This window comes from Pantoea sp. Mb-10 (assembly GCF_021272205.1).
Classification (GTDB): Bacteria; Pseudomonadota; Gammaproteobacteria; order Enterobacterales; family Enterobacteriaceae; genus Pantoea.
Map to the genome: position 1 here is coordinate 239,851 of NZ_JAJSDX010000002.1, position 18,195 is coordinate 258,045.

General features: G+C 59.0%; 20 protein-coding genes. 18 read left to right on the forward strand and 2 right to left on the reverse strand.

What is annotated here, in order from left to right; all coding sequences use genetic code 11:
- Positions 1-49 precede the first annotated feature (49 nt).
- From LU196_RS04430 to mlaA, 8 genes are read left to right on the forward strand one after another with little or no spacing between them, the layout of a single operon-like run.
- Complete coding sequence (locus LU196_RS04430; RefSeq protein ID WP_232759451.1) at positions 50-790, forward strand: heme ABC transporter permease; 741 nt, start codon at positions 50-52, stop codon at positions 788-790.
- Complete coding sequence (gene ccmD / locus LU196_RS04435) at positions 787-1,017, forward strand: heme exporter protein CcmD (protein WP_232759452.1); 231 nt, start codon at positions 787-789, stop codon at positions 1,015-1,017. Before LU196_RS04430 ends, ccmD begins: the two co-directional genes overlap by 4 nt.
- Complete coding sequence (gene ccmE / locus LU196_RS04440; protein ID WP_232759453.1) at positions 1,014-1,499, forward strand: cytochrome c maturation protein CcmE; 486 nt, start codon at positions 1,014-1,016, stop codon at positions 1,497-1,499. The genes ccmD and ccmE overlap by 4 nt, the downstream gene beginning before the upstream one ends.
- On the forward strand, positions 1,496-3,454 hold the full coding sequence (locus LU196_RS04445; protein WP_232759454.1) for a heme lyase CcmF/NrfE family subunit: 1,959 nt from the start codon (positions 1,496-1,498) through the stop codon (positions 3,452-3,454). The genes ccmE and LU196_RS04445 overlap by 4 nt, the downstream gene beginning before the upstream one ends.
- On the forward strand, positions 3,451-4,005 hold the full coding sequence (locus tag LU196_RS04450) for a DsbE family thiol:disulfide interchange protein (protein ID WP_232759455.1): 555 nt from the start codon (positions 3,451-3,453) through the stop codon (positions 4,003-4,005). The genes LU196_RS04445 and LU196_RS04450 overlap by 4 nt, the downstream gene beginning before the upstream one ends.
- Entirely contained in the window at positions 4,002-4,457 is a 456-nt protein-coding gene (locus LU196_RS04455; protein WP_232759456.1) for a cytochrome c-type biogenesis protein, read from the forward strand. Before LU196_RS04450 ends, LU196_RS04455 begins: the two co-directional genes overlap by 4 nt.
- Positions 4,457-5,668, forward strand: a complete 1,212-nt coding sequence (ccmI, locus tag LU196_RS04460) for a c-type cytochrome biogenesis protein CcmI (RefSeq protein WP_232759457.1) — start codon at positions 4,457-4,459, stop codon at positions 5,666-5,668. Before LU196_RS04455 ends, ccmI begins: the two co-directional genes overlap by 1 nt.
- 35 nt (positions 5,669-5,703) lie before the next feature.
- On the forward strand, positions 5,704-6,471 hold the full coding sequence (gene mlaA / locus LU196_RS04465) for a phospholipid-binding lipoprotein MlaA (protein ID WP_232759458.1): 768 nt from the start codon (positions 5,704-5,706) through the stop codon (positions 6,469-6,471).
- Positions 6,472-6,541: 70 nt separating this feature from the next.
- Here the strand turns inward: mlaA and fadL are convergent, their stop codons facing one another.
- Positions 6,542-7,834 carry a long-chain fatty acid transporter FadL gene (gene fadL, locus LU196_RS04470; protein ID WP_232759459.1) on the reverse strand — a complete coding sequence of 431 codons (1,293 nt, stop codon included), beginning with the start codon at positions 7,832-7,834 and terminating at the stop codon, positions 6,542-6,544.
- 343 nt (positions 7,835-8,177) lie between these two features.
- Here fadL and LU196_RS04475 point away from each other — a divergent pair, with 343 nt between their 5' ends.
- The 4 genes from LU196_RS04475 to sixA all read left to right on the forward strand — a co-directional run bounded on the left by LU196_RS04475 (position 8,178) and on the right by sixA (position 12,752).
- Entirely contained in the window at positions 8,178-8,468 is a 291-nt protein-coding gene (locus LU196_RS04475; RefSeq protein WP_232759460.1) for a YfcZ/YiiS family protein, read from the forward strand.
- A gap of 164 nt (positions 8,469-8,632) precedes the next feature.
- The gene (gene fadI / locus LU196_RS04480) at positions 8,633-9,943 is read left to right on the forward strand and encodes an acetyl-CoA C-acyltransferase FadI (RefSeq protein WP_232759461.1); all 1,311 of its coding nucleotides are present in this window, start codon (positions 8,633-8,635) and stop codon (positions 9,941-9,943) included.
- Positions 9,943-12,072, forward strand: a complete 2,130-nt coding sequence (fadJ, locus tag LU196_RS04485) for a fatty acid oxidation complex subunit alpha FadJ (RefSeq protein ID WP_232759756.1) — start codon at positions 9,943-9,945, stop codon at positions 12,070-12,072. Before fadI ends, fadJ begins: the two co-directional genes overlap by 1 nt.
- Positions 12,073-12,266: 194 nt before the next feature.
- Entirely contained in the window at positions 12,267-12,752 is a 486-nt protein-coding gene (gene sixA, locus LU196_RS04490) for a phosphohistidine phosphatase SixA (protein ID WP_232759462.1), read from the forward strand.
- 59 nt (positions 12,753-12,811) lie between these two features.
- On the opposite strand, the gene smrB is transcribed toward sixA, so the two are convergent.
- Positions 12,812-13,360, reverse strand: a complete 549-nt coding sequence (smrB, locus tag LU196_RS04495; protein WP_232759463.1) for an endonuclease SmrB — start codon at positions 13,358-13,360, stop codon at positions 12,812-12,814.
- Between the two features lie 152 nt (positions 13,361-13,512).
- Here smrB and prmB point away from each other — a divergent pair, with 152 nt between their 5' ends.
- The 6 genes from prmB (at position 13,513) to LU196_RS04525 (ending at position 18,193) form a co-directional block, all read left to right on the forward strand.
- Entirely contained in the window at positions 13,513-14,445 is a 933-nt protein-coding gene (gene prmB / locus LU196_RS04500; protein WP_232759464.1) for a 50S ribosomal protein L3 N(5)-glutamine methyltransferase, read from the forward strand.
- Positions 14,446-14,491: 46 nt separating this feature from the next.
- A complete protein-coding gene (aroC, locus tag LU196_RS04505; protein WP_232759465.1) occupies positions 14,492-15,577 on the forward strand; it encodes a chorismate synthase in 1,086 nt (361 codons plus the stop codon).
- A gap of 7 nt (positions 15,578-15,584) precedes the next feature.
- Positions 15,585-16,409 carry a penicillin-insensitive murein endopeptidase gene (mepA, locus tag LU196_RS04510; protein ID WP_232759466.1) on the forward strand — a complete coding sequence of 275 codons (825 nt, stop codon included), beginning with the start codon at positions 15,585-15,587 and terminating at the stop codon, positions 16,407-16,409.
- Positions 16,410-16,469: 60 nt separating this feature from the next.
- The gene (locus LU196_RS04515; RefSeq protein ID WP_232759467.1) at positions 16,470-17,267 is read left to right on the forward strand and encodes a sulfite exporter TauE/SafE family protein; all 798 of its coding nucleotides are present in this window, start codon (positions 16,470-16,472) and stop codon (positions 17,265-17,267) included.
- A 67-nt stretch (positions 17,268-17,334) separates the two neighbouring features.
- Entirely contained in the window at positions 17,335-17,880 is a 546-nt protein-coding gene (locus tag LU196_RS04520; RefSeq protein ID WP_232759468.1) for an elongation factor P hydroxylase, read from the forward strand.
- A gap of 31 nt (positions 17,881-17,911) precedes the next feature.
- Positions 17,912-18,193 (forward strand): YfcL family protein, encoded by a 282-nt coding sequence (locus LU196_RS04525; RefSeq protein ID WP_232759469.1) that lies wholly within the window; start codon positions 17,912-17,914, stop codon positions 18,191-18,193.
- Positions 18,194-18,195 lie beyond the last annotated feature (2 nt).

Here is an 18,195-nt window from a genome sequence, read left to right on the forward strand (position 1 = left end):
ATGGCCGCCGCGCGGCCAGAATTTGATCTCCTTTTAGGGTGAGCAACACATGTGGAAATGGGTAAACCAGTGGGCAAAGCCGGAGCGGCTTTATCACCTGTGCGGACGTTTGCTACCGCCAATTGCCGTGGCGGGGCTCGCCGCGCTGCTGCTGGGCTGGGGCTGGGGTTTTGGCTTTGCCCCTGCGGATTATCAGCAGGGAAACAGTTACCGCATTATGTACATTCACGTGCCCGCAGCGATGTGGTCGATGGGCATTTATGCTGCAATGGCGATAGCCGCATTCACCGGACTGGTGTGGCAGATGAAAATGGCCGATCTGGTAGCGGCGGCCATGGCGCCCATCGGGGCCGTCTTTACTTTTATCGCGCTGGTGACCGGTTCTGCCTGGGGCAAACCCATGTGGGGCACCTGGTGGATTTGGGATGCGCGGCTGACCTCGGAACTGGTGCTGCTGTTTCTCTACCTGGGCGCGATCGCGCTCTATCAGTCGTTCGAGGATCGCCGCACCGCCGGGCGTGCCGCCGGTATTCTGATTCTGGTCGGCGTGGTCAATCTGCCTATTATTCACTTCTCGGTAGCGTGGTGGAATACCCTGCACCAGGGCTCATCCGGGCTGCTGCAACAGGCGATTGCCCCAAGCATGCGCACGCCGCTGCGCTGGGCGATCCTCGGGTATCTGCTGGTGTTTGTATCGCTGACGCTGATGCGTCTACGTAATCTGATTCTGTTTACTGAACGTCACCGCCCGTGGGTCAGCGACGTGGCTCAGGGAGGGCGCAAAGCATGACGCCGGCATTTACATCATGGCAGGCTTTTTTCGCAATGGGCGGCTATGCCTTTTACGTCTGGCTTGCCGTCGCGATGACGCTGATCGCGCTGGTAAGCTTGCTGCTGCACACCGTGGTGCAGCGGCGCCGCATACTGGCTGAGGTGCGGATGCGCCACGCCCGCGAGCACCGTATGCGCACGGCACGGCAGCAACAAGCCGCGCGCAGCGCCGGGGAGGCGGGATGAACCTTCGTCGTCGTAACCGCCTTGTGGCCGTGATTGCTATTCTCCTGGGCTTAGGTTTGGCCACCGCGCTGGTGATGTATGCGCTGCGCGCCAATATCGATCTGTTCTATACGCCCGGCGAGATCCTCTATGGCAAAGGAGACGCGCAGGAGAAGCCGGAGGCAGGGCAGCGTTTACGCGTGGGCGGTGTAGTGATGCCGGGCAGCGTGCGGCGCGATCCCACGTCGCTGGCGGTGACGTTTAAGCTGTACGACGCCCGCGGCGTGGTCAGCGTGAGCTACGAAGGCATCCTGCCGGATCTGTTTCGAGAGGGACAGGGCGTGGTCGCGCAGGGCGTCCTGGCCGCGGGTAATCGGGTCATGGCGCAAGAAGTGCTGGCCAAACACGACGAAAACTACACGCCGCCAGAAATTGAGGATGCGATGAAAAAACCTCAAAGGGGCGCGGCGGTATCCAATACGCAGGGAGGGCCGCGCTCATGATGCCGGAAATAGGCACGTTTCTGCTCTGTCTGGCGCTGGGGCTGGCGCTGTTGCTGAGCATCTATCCGCTGTGGGGCGCGGCACGCGGTGATGGCCGACTGATGGCCACGGCACGGCCGCTGGCGTGGGGATTGTTTGCCTGTATTGCCGCCGCGTTTCTGGTGCTGGTGCATGCTTTCATCGTCACGGACTTTACCGTGGCGTACGTCGCCAACAACGCTAACACCCTGCTGCCGGTGTACTACCGCATTGCCGCAACCTGGGGCGCGCATGAAGGCTCGCTGCTGCTGTGGGTGCTGCTGTTAAGTACCTGGACGGTGGCCGTGGCGAAATTTAGCCGCGGGATGCCGCAGGATGCGCTGGCGCGCGTGCTGGCGGTGATGGGCATGATCACCTTTGGCTTCCTGCTGTTTATTTTGCTTACTTCCAATCCCTTTACCCGCACGCTGCCGGACTTTCCCGTTGAGGGACGCGATCTGAACCCGATGCTGCAGGATATTGGGCTGATCTTCCATCCGCCGCTGCTCTATATGGGCTACGTGGGCTTTTCCGTAGCATTTGCGTTTGCTATCGCCTCGCTGATGACCGGGCGCCTGGATACCGCCTGGGCGCGCTGGTCGCGTCCATGGACCACGGCGGCGTGGATTTTCCTCACCATCGGTATCGTGCTGGGTTCGGCATGGGCTTACTACGAGCTGGGCTGGGGCGGCTGGTGGTTTTGGGACCCGGTGGAAAATGCCTCCTTTATGCCGTGGCTGGCGGGCACGGCCCTGATGCATTCGCTGGCGGTCACGGAAAAGCGCGGCAGCTTCAAATCCTGGACAGTGCTGCTGGCGATTACCGCCTTTTCACTCAGCCTGTTAGGCACGTTTTTAGTGCGTTCCGGGGTATTGGTCTCCGTGCACGCGTTTGCGTCCGATCCGGCACGCGGCATGTTTATCCTGGCGTTTCTGATCATCGTGATCGGCAGTTCGCTGCTGCTTTACGCCCTTAAAGGCGGCCAGGTACGCAGCCGGGTACAGAATCAGGCCTGGTCACGCGAGTCCTTCCTGCTTGGCAATAACGTGCTGCTGATTGCTGCGATGCTGGTGGTGCTGCTGGGGACGCTATTGCCGCTGGTGCATAAGCAGCTGGGTCTCGGCACCATTTCCGTCGGTGAACCTTTCTTTAATACGCTTTTTACGTGGTTGATGGCGCCGCTGGCGCTGCTGCTGGGTATCGGGCCCTTGGTGCGCTGGCGGCGTGATGAGCCGCAGAAATTAGTGCGCCGTTTGGGCGTGGCGCTGGTGGTCACGCTGCTGCTGTCCGTGACGCTGCCGTGGCTATTGCAAGATCGCATTGAGGCCATGACGGTTATTGGCTTGCTGATGGCGGTATGGGTGACAGTGCTGACGCTGATGGAGCTGCACGAGCGTGCCACCCATCGCCACTCGCTGCTTAAGGGGTTACGTCATCTCTCGCGTAGCCACTGGGGCATGGTGCTTGGCCACCTCGGCGTGGCGGTAACGGTGGTGGGCATCGCCTTCAGTACGCAATATAGCGTTGAGCGCGATGTGCGCATGAAGGCCGGCGACACGCTGGATATCCACGACTATCACTTTGTTTTTCGCGACGTGCATGACCTCCAGGGCCCGAACTACAGCGGCGGCGTCGCGCTGATTGATGTCACGCGAAACGGTAAGCCGGAAGCGGAACTGCGTGCGGAAAAACGGTTTTACACTGCGGCCCGCACCATGATGACCGAGGCGGCAATCAGCGGCGGCTTCACGCGCGATCTCTACGCTGCGTTGGGCGAGGAGCTGGATGATGGCGCGTGGGCGGTGCGTATTTATTACAAACCCTTTGTGCGTTGGATCTGGTTTGGCGGCGTATTTATGGCGCTGGGCGGGCTGCTGTGTCTGCTCGATCCGCGCTATCGCGCCCGCAAGAAAACGCCGCAGGAGGCGCAGGCATGAAGAAGATGCTGTATATCCCGTTGATCCTGTTTTTGCTGCTCGCGGCGGCGCTGCTGTGGCAGCTGACGCGCAACGCGGAGGGGGACGATCCCACGCGGCTGGAGTCTGCGCTGATCGGGAAACCGGTGCCGCGCTTCACGCTTGAAGCACTGGATCAGCCCGGAAAAATTTACGATCAGCAGGTGCTCACGAACGGTAAACCGATCCTGCTTAACGTGTGGGCGACCTGGTGTCCAACCTGCCGCGCAGAGCATCAGTATCTCAATTCGCTGGCAGAGCAAGGCATTCGCGTGGTGGGGCTGAACTATAAAGATGATCGCACCAAAGCGGTCACCTGGCTCAACACGCTCGGGAATCCTTATGCCTTGAGCCTGTACGACGGTGACGGCATGTTAGGACTCGATCTGGGCGTTTACGGCGCGCCAGAGACCTTCTTGATCGATGGACAGGGCATTATCCGTTATCGCCATGCGGGGGACCTGAACGCTCGCGTGTGGCGTGAAGAGGTGAAACCGCTGTGGGACAAATACAGTCGGGGAGCGGGCGTATGAAACGGCTCATGCTCCTCTTGGTGGGGATGATGCTCAGTGCGTCTGTCTGGGCGGCGATTGACACCTTATCTTTCGATTCGCCGCAGCAGGAAGCGCAGTACCGCGATCTGACCGCCTCGCTGCGCTGCCCGAAGTGCCAGAACAACAGTATTGCCGACTCCAACGCCATGATTGCCGCCGACATGCGCAAAAAGGTCTATACGCTGATGAAGCAGGGCCAGAGCCGACAGCAAATCATCGATTACATGGTGGCACGCTACGGCAATTTCGTGACGTATGCGCCGCCTGTCACGCCATCTACCGTGATTTTGTGGGCCGGTCCAGCGATCTTTGTGGTGCTGGGTGCGCTGGTGATCATTCTGCGCAGCCGTCGCAACAGCGCGAGTCACGCGCTTGATACGCGCGAACAGCAGCGGCTGGCGGCCATTCTTAAACGTGACGGGAAGTCGTAATGTCGCAATTTCTTATTACCGTAATCGTTTTGCTGGCCGCCGCGCTGACGCTGTTTCTCGCTGCAGGCTGGCGTCAGCGCGCTGCGCACCCAGACGATCGCGATCGCCTGAACACCGCCTTTTACCAGCAGCGTCTGCGCGAGCTGACGCGCGATGAAGAAGAGGGCGTGGTCGGTGAACGCGACGAAATGGTACGCGAATTACAGCATACGCTGCTGGCTGACGTACCCGATCGTGACGCCGTCAACGCGCGGCCTACGCGCCGTTGGGTGCTGCTCCCTGGCGCCCTGGTGCTGGTGGTGCTGAGTCTCGGCATGTATCTGCACGTCGGCGGCGTAACGCAGTTCGCCAGCTGGAAAAGCGTACAGGATGCTTATCCGGCACTGCGCGCGCGCCTGATGGATCCGCATGCTCAGCCGCTGAGCATGGAGGAACTGGCGCGGCTGGAGCTGGGTCTGCGCAGCGCGCTGCAGGACACGCCCCGCGATCTCACTGGCTGGACGATGCTCGGGCGCTTGGGCATGGTGCTCAACAACGCCACGCTCGCCAGTCAGGCTTTTGAACGTGCGCTGCAGCTAAGCCCTAACGATGCGGCGCTGCAGCAGGATTATGCGGAAGTGTTAACCCGCTCCAGCGATCCGCAGGATAACCGCCAGGCCAGCGTGGTGCTTAAGGCGCTCGAGGCGCGCGATCCGCACGATCTGCGCACGCTGGGTTTGCTTGCGTATAACGCCTTTACGTTGCAGCAGTATGCGGTGGCCATCACCACGTGGCAAAGGATGCTAACAGACCTTCCGGCAGGCGATAAACGCATTACACTGATTGAGCGCAGTATCGAACAGGCGAAAACCGATGCCGGCGAGCAGACGCGTTCGCTGGCGTTGTCGGTGCGCTTAGCGCCGCAGGCAGAAAAAATGTTACCGCCGGGCGGAGTGTTGTATATTTCTGTGTCTGACGGTGTATCACCGGTGCCGGTGGCGGTTAAACGTTTACCACTCAGTCACTTTCCGCTCTCGCTTACGCTGGATGACAGCAATACCATGATGCCCGATCGCCTGCTGTCGGCGCAGCATCAGGTGCAGGTGAGGGCACGCATTTCGCGCGACGGCAGCGCCAATCCGCAGCCAGGCGACTGGTTTGGTTTGAGCGCGGTTACGCCGTGGGACGGGCAGCAACCACTGGCTGTGGACATTAATCAACAGCAGCCCTGAAGTGATACCTTCTTTGTTTGCACAGGGAGAGAACAATGAATATTCGCCTGACCGGTCTGGCGCTGGCTAGCGTACTGCTGGTGGGATGCGCCAGCTCCAAACCAGCTGATGACGCCGAACCCGCCCAGCGCAGCGATCCGCTGGAAGGCTTCAACCGCACCATGTTTAACTTCAACTATGGCGTGCTGGATCCCTATGTGCTGCGGCCGGTGGCGGTGGCGTGGCGCGACTACGTGCCGGCGCCCGCTCGCGGCAGTCTGAGCAATTTCCTGTCCAACCTGGATGAGCCAGCCAGTATGCTGAATGCCATTCTGGTGGGGGAACCGCGCCAGGCAGGCGTGCATTTTACGCGCTTTTTCCTCAACAGCGTGTTGGGCTTAGGCGGCTTTATCGACGTGGCGGGAAGGGCCAACCCGCAGCTGGCACGAGAAGTGCCGCATCACTTTGGCAGTACGCTGGGCCACTATGGCGTGGGCTATGGACCTTACGTGGTGCTGCCGGGCTACGGCAGCTTTACTGTGCGACAGGACGGCGGCGACTATGTCGATACGCTCTATCCGGTGCTGAGCTGGCTGACCTGGCCGATGTCAATCGGCAAGTGGACGCTGGAAGGGGTAGAGACGCGTGCGCAGCTGCTGGATTCCGATGCGATTTTGCGTCAGCAGGCGGATCCTTACGCCTTCATTCGTAATGCGTACTTCCAACGCAATGACTTTATTGCTAACGGCGGCAAACTGAAGCCCGAAGAAAACCCTAACGCCAGCGCGATTCAGGACGACTTAAAAGAGATCGACGCGCAATAAGCCCGGGCGCGGGGTATACGACAATAAAAAACGGCGACCCTGTGGTCGCCGTTTTTTTATGCCTGCTGCATCAGAATTTGTAGTTGAAGTTGGCGCCGTAGAGCCAGGCTTTCCCTTCTGAATTGAAGGTATAGGTGCCTTCTTGTACGGTGACTTTCTGACCGTGCATATAGGAAACGCCCACATCCACCGACGCATCATCGTTAAATGCGTAAGAGGCACCGGCGCTCAGCCACAGACGATCCTGGTCCGGAATCGAGATAGAGCGCTTTTCGGCTGGAACCGGGCTATCGTCAAAGGCGATACCGGTGCGGAACGTCCAGTTCGCATCATAGGTGTAGGTGGTGCCCAGCGCGATGCGATACGCATCGTGATAGCTTTCATCTTTATAGAACAGCTGCTGTCCGTTGCTGCCGGTGGCTTTCAGCTCCTGGAACTGGCTCCAGCTGGTGTACGCCAGGCTGTAGTGTACCGCCCACTGCGGCGCCACTTTATGCCAGCCAGACACTTCCCACATCTCTGGCAGGTTCAGGGTCAATGAACCCGGAATTGTGCTGCCATTGGTACCGAACGGCAGGCCCGCCGCCACGGCGCGCGGTGAACCGTTGATGGCGCTTGGGAGATTGCTACGGTATTCGCCGTCAAAGTCCACTTTGACTTCAGAGCGATACGTAAAGCCGAAGCGGTTGTTGTCATCCACTTCATACAAGATACCGGCGTTCCAACCGTAAGCCCACTCGTTACCTTTCAGGCGCGCCATTTGGGTATCTGCAGGCAGTGGCAAACCGGCAATTTGACCGACTTCTCCGGCATAACGCTCAATTTTTGCTTTTGCATACACGGCGTCAAAACCCACGCCGAAGCTGAAGTGTTCGTTTAAACGGTAGGCGGTGCTGAGGTTGACGTTGGCGGTGGTCAGGTCGGTTTTTCCACCTAATCCCCCTGCGGCATAATTATTATTAAATTCCGTGGCAAGGCCATAGTTAGAGGTAACGGATGCACCTACCCACCATTGATCGTTAATGGGCTGTACGTAGTGAATATTCGGCACCCACTGATTCGGGGCAATATTATTCGCGTCAAGGCTGTTGCCGGTGTACTGGCTGCGGCCGCTGATATTCACATCCGGGTCAATGTAAACCGCACCGATCGAGAACGCCGGGCGATCCATCAGCGCCATGGTGGCCGGGTTGCGGCTCGCCGAAGCAGCGGTGTCGCCCATCGCACCTTCACCGGAATAAGCGCGGCCTAATCCAATAGAAGAAAATTCATTGAGTTGAAAGCCTGCGGCGTAAACATGGGAAGAGACAAGCGCCACAGCAGCTGCCACAGCTGACTTTGCAAACAGGTTCTTATGGTTCATGACCACAACCTCATCTTAATTATTTTTAAACGATGTTACGACGCGTAACAAAGGACGGCGGATTGTAGGGACTGATGACAGCGACACATATCAGACCAGTGCGACGAGTATAGGTCCGACCTGTGTATTTGTTGCAATAATGTTTTTTAGATATTTCTAGTTTGATCGACAAAATCAGATCTGCTTAACAAAATCTTGCCACCGTCCTGACGCCATTAAGTCACAAAATTGTCCCTGATCAATTTATTGTGTGATATTCGTGACTTAGCCGGGAAAAGATGGCTGCGCTTTTGCGTCGGGCGTAGACTCCTGTTCAGGGTTTACCCCATCAGAGGAGAGAAGAATGCGAGAAAACGTTACGCCCTGCACAGACACGGCGGCCTGCTGCTGCGTGGAGATTGGCACCGTGATCGACAACAGCGACTGCACCGCCCACTGGTCGGGTCATTTCTCCGACCGCGCGACAGCAGAGGTGATGCTGGCACAGCTAAGCGATCGCGCACAGCGTGCCGCATCGGAGCCCTGCACTGTTCACGCAACCTTTACCGCGCGTGGGACGGGCGTGCAGTTGGACATGGATTTTACGTTTTGCTGCCAGGCGGAGAGCCTGATTTTTCAATTCGGTTTACGCTAACCCTGCCGCTGCCGCACCCCTGTCCGGCAGCCTTCACTGTTTTTCGTGTTTCCCTTCGCACTTTTTTTCTTCCGCTATTGGCGACGCCGAAGTACCTGGTTAACACTGATCAGGTCAGACCTGTTTGGCAATGATGCTGGGGTCATAAATTATTGGTGAATGCAATGAGCAAAGCGCAGCGGCTGCTGACGCGTCAGGGTGAACGTATCGCCATCACGCACGGATTACGCACGCCTTTCGCCCGACAGGCGACAGATTTTCACGGTATCCCCGCGCTGGAGTTAGGCAGAATGGTGGTGTCTGAACTGCTTGCGCGCAGCGCACTTCCCGTTGAGGTCATCGATCAGCTGGTATTTGGTCAGGTCGTACAGATGCCGGAAGCCCCTAATATTGCCCGTGAGATCGTATTGAGCAGTGGATTGAGCGTGCATACTGACGCCTATAGCGTGAGCCGCGCCTGCGCCACGAGCTTTCAGGCGGTGGCCAACGTGGCTGAAAGTCTGATGGCGGGCACCATTAACGTGGGTATTGCAGGGGGCGCGGATTCGTCGTCGGTGCTGCCGATTGGCGTGAGTAAAACGCTGGCGCGCGCGCTGGTTGATTTGAATAAGGCACGGACGTTTAGCCAGAAGGTGGCGATTGTTCGCCGCTTGCGGCCGCGCGATTTGCTGCCGGTGCCGCCCGCAGTGGCAGAATACTCCACCGGTTTACGCATGGGTGACACCGCGGAGCAGATGGCGAAAACCCACGGTATTACGCGCGAAGCGCAAGATGCGCTGGCGCTGCGCTCGCATCAGCAGGCGGCACAGGCATGGCAATCTGGCGTGCTGGCGCAGGAAGTGATGCCCGCCTTTGTCCCGCCGTGGAAAGCGCCGATCGCCCAGGACAACAATATCCGCTTCAACGCCAGCGCGGCCGATTATGCCAAGCTGCGTCCTGCCTTTGACCGTCAGCACGGCTCTGTCACGGCGGCGAACAGTACCCCGCTTACTGATGGCGCAGCGGCGGTGATTCTCATGCGCGAAGGCCGCGCCCGTGAGCTGGGGATCGCGCCGCTGGGCTACCTGCGCAGCTATGCCTTCACCGCCATTGATGTCCGACAAGATATGCTGCTGGGGCCGGCTTACGCCTCACCGTTGGCGCTGGATCGCGCCGGCATTACGCTACAGGATCTCACCTTAATCGACATGCATGAGGCCTTTGCGGCGCAGACGCTGGCCAACCTAAAGATGTTCCACGATGCGCGCTTTGCGCGCGAAGTGCTCAATCGTCCGCATGCGCTCGGCGAGGTAGACGAGGCACGCTTCAACGTGCAGGGCGGCTCTATCGCCTACGGGCATCCCTTTGCGGCCACCGGCGCGCGCATGATCACGCAAACGCTGCATGCGCTGCGCCGCCGCGGCGGCGGGCTGGGGTTGGTCACCGCCTGCGCGGCGGGCGGACTGGGTAGCGCCATGGTTCTGGAGGCTGAATGATGAGCGAGTCTGCATTTACACTGCACGTGCGTCCAGACCACGTCGGCGTGATTACGCTGGATGTACCGGGCGAGAAAATGAATACCCTCAAGGCAGAGTTTGTCACGCAAATCCGCACGGTGCTAAGCGCGGCGCGCAGCCATGCGCAGCTTGCCGGCCTGGTGCTGATTTCTGGCAAACCCGACAGTTTCATTGCGGGTGCAGATATCGCGATGATTGCCGCCTGCCACACGGCGCAGCAGGCGGAAGCGCTGGCGACGCAAGGGCAGGATGTCATGGCGGAGATCGCCGCGCTGCCGTTTCCCGTGGTCGCGGCAATCCACGGCGCCTGCCTGGGCGGTGGGCTTGAGCTGGCGCTGGCGTGCAGCGCGCGCATCTGCACGCTGGATGATAAAACGCGGCTGGGGCTCCCGGAGGTTCAGCTCGGCTTACTGCCCGGCTCGGGCGGAACCCAGCGGCTGCCGCGCCTGATTGGCGTGCAGCAGGCCCTGACGCTCATGCTAAGCGGAAAGCAGCTGCGCGCCCGGCAAGCGCTAAAACTCGGTCTGGTTGATGACGCGGTACCGCAGGCGATCCTGCTGGAAACGGCGGTAGCATGGGTGCATAAAGGAAAGCGTACGCTGCGCACGCTGTCGCGTCGCGATCGCCTGCTGCAAGCGCCAGGCGTGCGTTCGGCGCTGTTTGCGCTGGCAAAGCGCCAGACCGATCAAAAAACACAGGGAAATTATCCCGCCACCGATCGCATTCTGTCTGTGGTACGCACCGGACTTGAGCAGGGCAGCAGGGCAGGGCACGCCGCCGAAGCGCGCGCCTTTGGTGAATTGGCCATGACGCCGCAATCCGCCGCGCTGCGCAGCCTGTTTTTCGCCTCAACGGCTTTGAAAAAAGAGCCTGTTGCAGACGCCGAGCCGCGTGCGCTGACGCACATTGGCCTGCTTGGCGGTGGATTGATGGGCGGGGGAATCGCGAGCGTCACGGCGCTGAATGCGGGATTACCGGTCCGCATCAAAGATATCCATCTGGAGGGCGTGAACCACGCACTGAAATACAGCTGGGATCGCCTTAGTAAAAAAGTGGCCCGCCGCCAGCTTAAGCCTGCTGAACGTCAGCAGCAGATGGCGCGCCTCAGCGGCGGTGTGGATTATCAAGGCTTCCAACAGCGGGATATGGTCATTGAAGCGGTGTTTGAAGACCTGGCGCTTAAGCAGCAGATGGTGGCAGAGATTGAGCACCATTGTCAGCCGCACACCCTTTTTGCCTCTAATACGTCGTCGCTGTCCATTGCGGATATTGCCGCGCAGGCGCAGCGTCCTGAAAACGTCATTGGCCTTCATTACTTTAGTCCGGTAGACAAAATGCCGCTGGTGGAGGTGATTCCCCATGCCGGCACCTCGGCGACTACGTTGGCGACCACGGTGCAGTTTGCGCGACAGCAGGGTAAAACCGCGGTGGTGGTGGCGGACCGCCCCGGCTTCTATGTTAACCGCATCCTCGCGCCTTATATTAATGAGGCCCTGCGCTGCCTGCTGGAAGGTGAGCCCATTGAGCATATCGATCGGGCGCTGGTGGCGTTTGGTTTCCCCGTGGGGCCGCTGCAGTTGCTGGATGAAGTGGGCATTGATGTCGGCAGTAAAATCAGTCCGCTGCTGGAACAGGCTTATGGGGCTCGCTTTCGCGCGCCCGCTGCGGCGGAAAGGCTGCTCGCGAGCGGGCGAAAAGGACGTAAAAATGGTCAGGGTTTTTACCGCTACGATCCCGTCCGCTGGCCGCGTAAACGTCAGGCGGATGCCGCAATCTACTCGTTGCTGAATCTTACGCCGCAGGCTACGCAAAGTGCGCGTCAGATAGCCGAGCGTTGCGTCATGATGATGCTCAATGAGGCGGTGCGGTGCCTGGATGAAAAGGTGATTCGTAGCGCCCGCGACGGCGACATCGCTGCGGTATTTGGCATTGGCTTCCCGCCGTTTCTGGGCGGGCCCTTCCGTGACATTGATCGACTCGGGGCCGCGACGGTGGTGGAAACATTACGCGCGCTAATGCAGCAGCACGGCGAACGTTTTACCCCCTGCGCGGCGCTCATCGTGCAGGCCGAGGGTAAAACGAAATTTTACACTTCGGCACAGACATGAATAGGCGTACAGATTCAGTGGGTTAGATTGGAGGCCGCGCAGAGGCCAAGCGCGGCCCATTCTGCAAGGTGCTTATTTAATAAACAACCGGTTGACTATACTCAATCCATTGGGGTAAAACACACCGTTCATTCGCAGAATGAAGCGTCTGGTGCTGTGGTACCGACGATATCGACAAACAACAGCGGTGCTTTATGCAAGTTTTTATCATGCGTCATGGCGATGCAGCGTTGGAGGCAGCAAGTGATGCGGTTCGTCCGCTTACGATCTGTGGCTGTGACGAATCGCGCCAGATGGCGAGCTGGCTGAATAGCCAGGCGCCGGACATTGACCGGGTGTTAGTTAGCCCTTATCTGCGTGCGCAACAAACGCTCGCCACGGTGCGGGAAGCGCTGAAACTGCCGGAAGGCGAAGAGGTGTTACCCGAGCTGACGCCGGGCGGCGATCCCGGCCAGGTAGCATGCTATCTGCATGCTTTGGCAAGCCAAGGGGTGAAATCGGTCCTGGTGATCTCGCATTTACCGCTGGTGGGCTATCTGGTTTCGGAGCTATGCCACCATGAAACACCGCCGATGTTCGCTACATCTGCCATCGCCTGTGTGAACGTCGAGGATGCGACGCAGGGCAATGGCACGCTGGTATGGCAGGTCAGCCCGTCAAAATTAGCGAAAGCCATTTAACCTTTCCGTGGGCCGCTTCAGCGGCCCTTCCTTTATGATGCTCCCGTTGTCACCCACTCTCAGGGCAGTTCTGGGGGATGCCACTCTTCGACTTCAATCAGCACCAACAGCGCAGCGTCGCCGCCGAACAACTTGGGCGCCTGATGAAACGCCATCACGTGTGGATGCTGGGCCAGCCATAAGGGTGTCTGCTGTTTGAGAATGTGCTTGCCGTGCCCGGTCATGACGCTGGCGCAAAACAGATGCTCGCGACGGCAGGCAGCGATCAATGCACCTAGCTCCTGTTTTGCCTGCTGCTGAGTAAGCCCGTGCAAGTCGAGAAAGATCTCTGGCGTATAGTCGCCGCGGCGTAGCTTTTTGAGTTCATAGTGGCTGACATCGGCGCGCACGTAGCGCATGGGGCCGTCGTTCGACAGCAGGGGCTGGAACTCATCCGAGAAGTAGTGACTATTGTCAGCTTGTTCGGACAGCAGACGCTTTAGCGGCACTTCCCGCGTCTTTACGGCGGGTTTATGGACAATGGTGTCCTGTTTGAGCTTACGCGTCCCGGTCATTAATTGACGAAACAGCGCCTGATCGTCCTGACTGAGCGGCGTTTTTTTATTCATGAATTGGAAGTTATCAGAAATGGCTGGATTCTGCCCCTTACCTTAACGCTAAGCGTCAACAAATGTCAGCTTTTTCACCTCGCTGCGCTGAATTCTTTCGGGCTTCATGGCAAACTATCGGCCGATTGATATTACGGCCTGCGGAGGGCTACGTGGACAAGATTTTCGTCGATGAGGCAGTGAACGAGCTGCACACCATTCAAGATATGCTGCGCTGGGCGGTCAGCCGTTTTACGGCAGCGGGTATTTGGTATGGTCACGGCACGGACAATGCCTGGGACGAAGCCGTCCAACTGGTGCTGCCAACGCTGTGGCTGCCGCTGGATATCCCAGAAGACATGCGCCATGCGCGCCTGACCGCCAGCGAACGGCATCGTGTCGTTGAGCGCGTTATCCGCCGCGTCAATGAGCGCATTCCGGTGGCTTATCTCACCAACAAAGCCTGGTTCTGCGGCCACGAATTCTTTGTGGATGAACGCGTGCTGGTGCCGCGTTCGCCGATTGGCGAGCTGATTGAAAACCGCTTTGCGGGCCTGCTGACCCAGCAGCCGCAGCACATTCTCGATATGTGCACCGGCAGTGGCTGTATCGCTATCGCCTGTGCATATGCATTCCCGGAAGCGGAAGTGGACGCGGTAGACATCTCCAGCGACGCGCTGGCAGTGGCTGAACAAAACATTGAAGCGCACGGCTTGCTGCACCACGTCACGCCGATTCGCGCCGACCTTTTCCGCCAGCTGCCACAGCTGAAATATGACCTGATCGTCACCAACCCACCGTACGTGGATGCAGAAGATATGGACGATCTGCCCGGCGAGTATCGCCACGAGCCTGAACTGGGCCTGGCGGCAGGAAGCGACGGCCTTAAACTGGTGCGCCGTATTCTCGCCTGTGCGCCAGATTACCTCAGCGAGCAAGGCGTGCTGATCTGCGAAGTGGGGAACAGCATGGTGCACATGATGGAGCAGTATCCTGATGTGCCGTTTACCTGGCTGGAGTTTGATAATGGCGGAGACGGCGTGTTCATGCTCACGCGCGAGCAGATTATCGCGGCGCAGCACCATTTCTCTTTCTATAAAGACTAAAAGATAGGGCGAGCGCTCGCCCGCAACATCGCAACAAGGAATCTCCATGGCCGGAAACAGCATCGGACACGTTTTTCGCGTTACCACCTTTGGCGAGTCGCATGGCATTGCGCTTGGCTGCATTGTTGATGGCGTGCCGCCTGGCATCCCGCTGACTGAAGCGGATATTCAGCACGATCTCGATCGCCGTCGTCCCGGCACCTCTCGCTATACCACGCAGCGCCGCGAGCCGGATCAGGTCAAGATCTTGTCCGGCGTATTTGACGGTGTCACCACGGGCACCTCTATCGGTTTGCTGATTGAAAACACCGATCAGCGCTCACAGGATTACGGTGCGATCAAAGATCTGTTCCGGCCCGGACACGCGGACTACACCTACGAACAGAAGTATGGTCTGCGCGACTATCGCGGCGGCGGACGCTCGTCGGCGCGTGAAACTGCCATGCGCGTGGCCGCGGGTGCCATCGCCAAAAAATACCTGCACATGAAGCACGGTATTCAGGTGCGCGGCTATCTGGCGCAGATTGGCGACGTGGCCTGCGAGCTCAAAGACTGGTCCATCGTCGAAGAAAACCCGTTCTTCTGCCCCGATGCGGACAAACTGGACGCCCTGGACGCATTGATGCGCGCGCTGAAAAAAGAGGGCGACTCCATCGGCGCGAAAGTCACCGTGATGGCGGAAAACGTCCCGCCGGGCTTGGGCGAGCCGGTGTTTGATCGCCTTGATGCCGATTTGGCGCATGCGCTAATGAGCATCAATGCGGTAAAAGGCGTGGAGATTGGGGATGGCTTTGCGGTGATCAACCAGCGCGGCAGCCAGCATCGCGATGAGCTGCGCGCCAACGGCTTCCAGAGCAACCATGCCGGCGGTATCCTTGGCGGCATCAGCAGCGGGCAAACCATCAGCGCCAATCTGGCGATGAAGCCCACCTCCAGTATCACCGTGCCGGGCAATACCATCACCCGCACCGGCGAAGAAGTGGAAATGATCACCAAAGGCCGCCACGATCCGTGCGTGGGCATCCGCGCCGTGCCGATTGCCGAAGCGATGATGGCGATCGTGTTGATGGATCACCTGCTGCGCCAGCGTGCGCAAAACGGTGACGTCAACAGCAGCGTGCCACGTTGGTAACGCCCTGATGCGCCGACCACTTATCGCGCTCGCTGCCCTGTTAGGTAGCATGGCCGCCACGGCCGCCACCCCGTGGCAGCAAATTCATCAGCCAATCCCCGGTAGCCCGCAGTCGATTGGCAGCTTCGCCAACGGCTGCATCGTGGGCGCACAGGCATTGCCGCTCAATGCCCCGCATTATCAGGTAATGCGGCAGGATCAGCGCCGCTATTACGGCCATCCCCATCTCATCGCGTTTATTCAACGCCTCAGCCAGCAGGCGCATCAACGGCAGCTGGGGCAGGTACTGATTGGCGACATGGGCATGGCCGCGGGCGGACGTTTCAGTAGCGGGCACGCCAGCCACCAAACCGGCCTGGACGTGGATATCTGGTTGCAGCTGCCGCAAACGCGCTGGACGGCGCAGCAGCTGCTGAAACCGCAGCCGCTGGATTTAGTGGCGCCGGACGATAAGCAGGTCATCACCCGTCATTGGCAGCCGCAAATTGACAGCCTGATTAAGCTGGCAGCCAACGATGATGACGTGACGCGTATCTTTGTTAATCCCGCGATCAAAAAGCAGCTGTGTGCCGATGCCGGGCAAGATCGGGCATGGCTCAACAAAGTGCGGCCGTGGTTTGCCCACCGCGCGCACATGCACGTGCGTTTACGCTGTCCGGCGAACAGTCTCGAATGCGAAGACCAGCCGCCACCGCCGCCCGGCGATGGCTGCGGTGCGGAGCTGGAGAGCTGGTTCTTGCCGAAAAAACCGGGCAGCCAGCCGCCGGTAAAAAAAGCCCCACCGCCGCTGCCACCGTCGTGTCAGGCGCTGTTGGACCGCCACCTGCTCTAAGGTGATCCCGTGCCCTGGCGCACCGCTGTGGGTGTATTGACTAATTGCAATGAGACGTTAATGGATCTGTTTGTTGTCAGCCCACTGCTGTTGGGCGTGCTGTTCCTGGTTGCGGTATTAGCGGCGTTTATTGATTCCATTGCGGGCGGCGGCGGCTTACTGTCGGTGCCCTCTTTGCTGGCTGCGGGCCTCTCCCCGGCGCAGGCGCTGGCAACCAATAAATTACAGTCCGTTGGTGGATCGTTTTCTGCCAGCCTCTATTTTGTGCGACGCGGCGCGGTAAACCTGCGCGAGCAGCGGCTGAATATTGCGATGACGTTTATAGGGGCGGTGTGCGGTGCCGTGCTGATACAGCATATTCAGGCTGACGTGCTGCGGCAGGTGCTGCCGCTGCTGCTGCTCGCAATTGGGTTCTGGTTCCTGCTGATGCCGCGTTTGGGCGAGGTGGATCGCGAACAGCGGCTGCAAGGACTGGCGTATGCGCTGGTCGGTGGCGGCTGCGTCGGTTTTTACGACGGCTTTTTTGGGCCCGGGGCCGGTTCCTTTTATGCGCTGGCGTTTGTCACGCTGTGCGGGTTTAACCTGGCCAAAGCCACGGCCCATGCGAAAGTGCTGAATTTCACCTCCAATTTTGGCAGCCTGCTGTTTTTTATGTTTGGCGGCAAAGTGGTGTGGGGCACCGGCATTGTCATGCTGATCGGCGCGTTTATCGGCGCGCGGCTAGGAGCACGACTGGTGCTGAGCCGAGGACAAAAGCTGATTCGTCCGATGGTGGTCACGGTATCCGCCGTGATGAGCGCCAAACTGCTATGGGATAGCCACGGCAGTGAACTTATGGCCTGGTTTGCCACGCTGTAATTGAACACTCGTCAAGACCGGCAGCCAGTGCGACAATGGCGCCGGTTTTTTTAAAGATTAAACTATTATGAGCACTGAGCATCATTATCAGCAGCTGATCGACATTTTTGACAGCTGCTTCAAGGACGCCTTTCAGACGCGTCTAATTAAAGGCGACGACGAACCCATCTATCTTCCTGCTGATGAGCACTCGCCGTGGCATCGCATTGTGTTTGCCCACGGCTTTTATGCCAGTGCGCTGCATGAAATTTCCCACTGGTGCATTGCCGGTGAAGCGCGCCGCCAGCAGGTCGATTTTGGCTATTGGTATTGTCCTGATGGCCGTGATGCGCAGACGCAAAGCCAGTTTGAGGCGGTTGAGGTTAAACCGCAGGCGCTGGAGTGGATGTTCTGCGTGGCCGCTAATTTTCCGTTTAACGTCAGCTGCGACAACCTGGAAGGCGATTGCGAACCCGACCGTATCGGGTTTCAGCGCAAGGTTCATGCGCAGGTAATGCACTGGCTGGCGCAGGGCATTCCGTCGCGCCCAGCCCGTTTTATCGCAGCACTCCAGCACTACTACGGCACGCCAGCGCTCAGCGCGGCCCATTTTCCCTGGCCGGAAGCGTTGTGATTCGCCCGCCTTCACCTAAAGGATTAATACGATGATTGTAGAATTTGAGTCCCGCATCCTCGCGCTGATCGACGATATGGTTGACCATGCCAGCGACGACGAACTGTTTGCCAGCGGCTATCTGCGCGGTCACTTAACGCTGGCGGTCGCTGAAATTGAGCAGAGCGGCGAGCATACGCCGGAAGCGCTGCAGGCCAAGGTGAGCAACAGCTTGCAAAACGCCATTGCCGCCGGCGAGCTTTCACCGCGCGATCAGGCACTGGTGGTGGGCATGTGGGATAATCTGTTCCAGCAGGCGCGTCAAACCGCCTAATC

Bases quoted from the DNA above. Each gene is read 5' to 3' on its own strand.
- LU196_RS04525 (WP_232759469.1), top strand. From the start codon at position 17,912: ATGATTGTAGAATTTGAGTCCCGCATCCTCGCGCTGATCGACGATATG.
- LU196_RS04450 (WP_232759455.1), top strand. From the start codon at position 3,451: ATGAAGAAGATGCTGTATATCCCGTTGATCCTGTTTTTGCTGCTCGCG.
- LU196_RS04515 (WP_232759467.1), top strand. From the start codon at position 16,470: ATGGATCTGTTTGTTGTCAGCCCACTGCTGTTGGGCGTGCTGTTCCTG.
- LU196_RS04475 (WP_232759460.1), top strand. From the start codon at position 8,178: ATGCGAGAAAACGTTACGCCCTGCACAGACACGGCGGCCTGCTGCTGC.
- mepA (WP_232759466.1), top strand. From the start codon at position 15,585: ATGCGCCGACCACTTATCGCGCTCGCTGCCCTGTTAGGTAGCATGGCC.
- fadL (WP_232759459.1), bottom strand. From the start codon at position 7,834: ATGAACCATAAGAACCTGTTTGCAAAGTCAGCTGTGGCAGCTGCTGTG.
- aroC (WP_232759465.1), top strand. From the start codon at position 14,492: ATGGCCGGAAACAGCATCGGACACGTTTTTCGCGTTACCACCTTTGGC.
- ccmI (WP_232759457.1), top strand. From the start codon at position 4,457: ATGTCGCAATTTCTTATTACCGTAATCGTTTTGCTGGCCGCCGCGCTG.
- fadI (WP_232759461.1), top strand. From the start codon at position 8,633: ATGAGCAAAGCGCAGCGGCTGCTGACGCGTCAGGGTGAACGTATCGCC.
- mlaA (WP_232759458.1), top strand. From the start codon at position 5,704: ATGAATATTCGCCTGACCGGTCTGGCGCTGGCTAGCGTACTGCTGGTG.
- sixA (WP_232759462.1), top strand. From the start codon at position 12,267: ATGCAAGTTTTTATCATGCGTCATGGCGATGCAGCGTTGGAGGCAGCA.
- ccmE (WP_232759453.1), top strand. From the start codon at position 1,014: ATGAACCTTCGTCGTCGTAACCGCCTTGTGGCCGTGATTGCTATTCTC.
- LU196_RS04520 (WP_232759468.1), top strand. From the start codon at position 17,335: ATGAGCACTGAGCATCATTATCAGCAGCTGATCGACATTTTTGACAGC.
- smrB (WP_232759463.1), bottom strand. From the start codon at position 13,360: ATGAATAAAAAAACGCCGCTCAGTCAGGACGATCAGGCGCTGTTTCGT.
- LU196_RS04445 (WP_232759454.1), top strand. From the start codon at position 1,496: ATGATGCCGGAAATAGGCACGTTTCTGCTCTGTCTGGCGCTGGGGCTG.
- LU196_RS04455 (WP_232759456.1), top strand. From the start codon at position 4,002: ATGAAACGGCTCATGCTCCTCTTGGTGGGGATGATGCTCAGTGCGTCT.
- fadJ (WP_232759756.1), top strand. From the start codon at position 9,943: ATGAGCGAGTCTGCATTTACACTGCACGTGCGTCCAGACCACGTCGGC.
- ccmD (WP_232759452.1), top strand. From the start codon at position 787: ATGACGCCGGCATTTACATCATGGCAGGCTTTTTTCGCAATGGGCGGC.
- LU196_RS04430 (WP_232759451.1), top strand. From the start codon at position 50: ATGTGGAAATGGGTAAACCAGTGGGCAAAGCCGGAGCGGCTTTATCAC.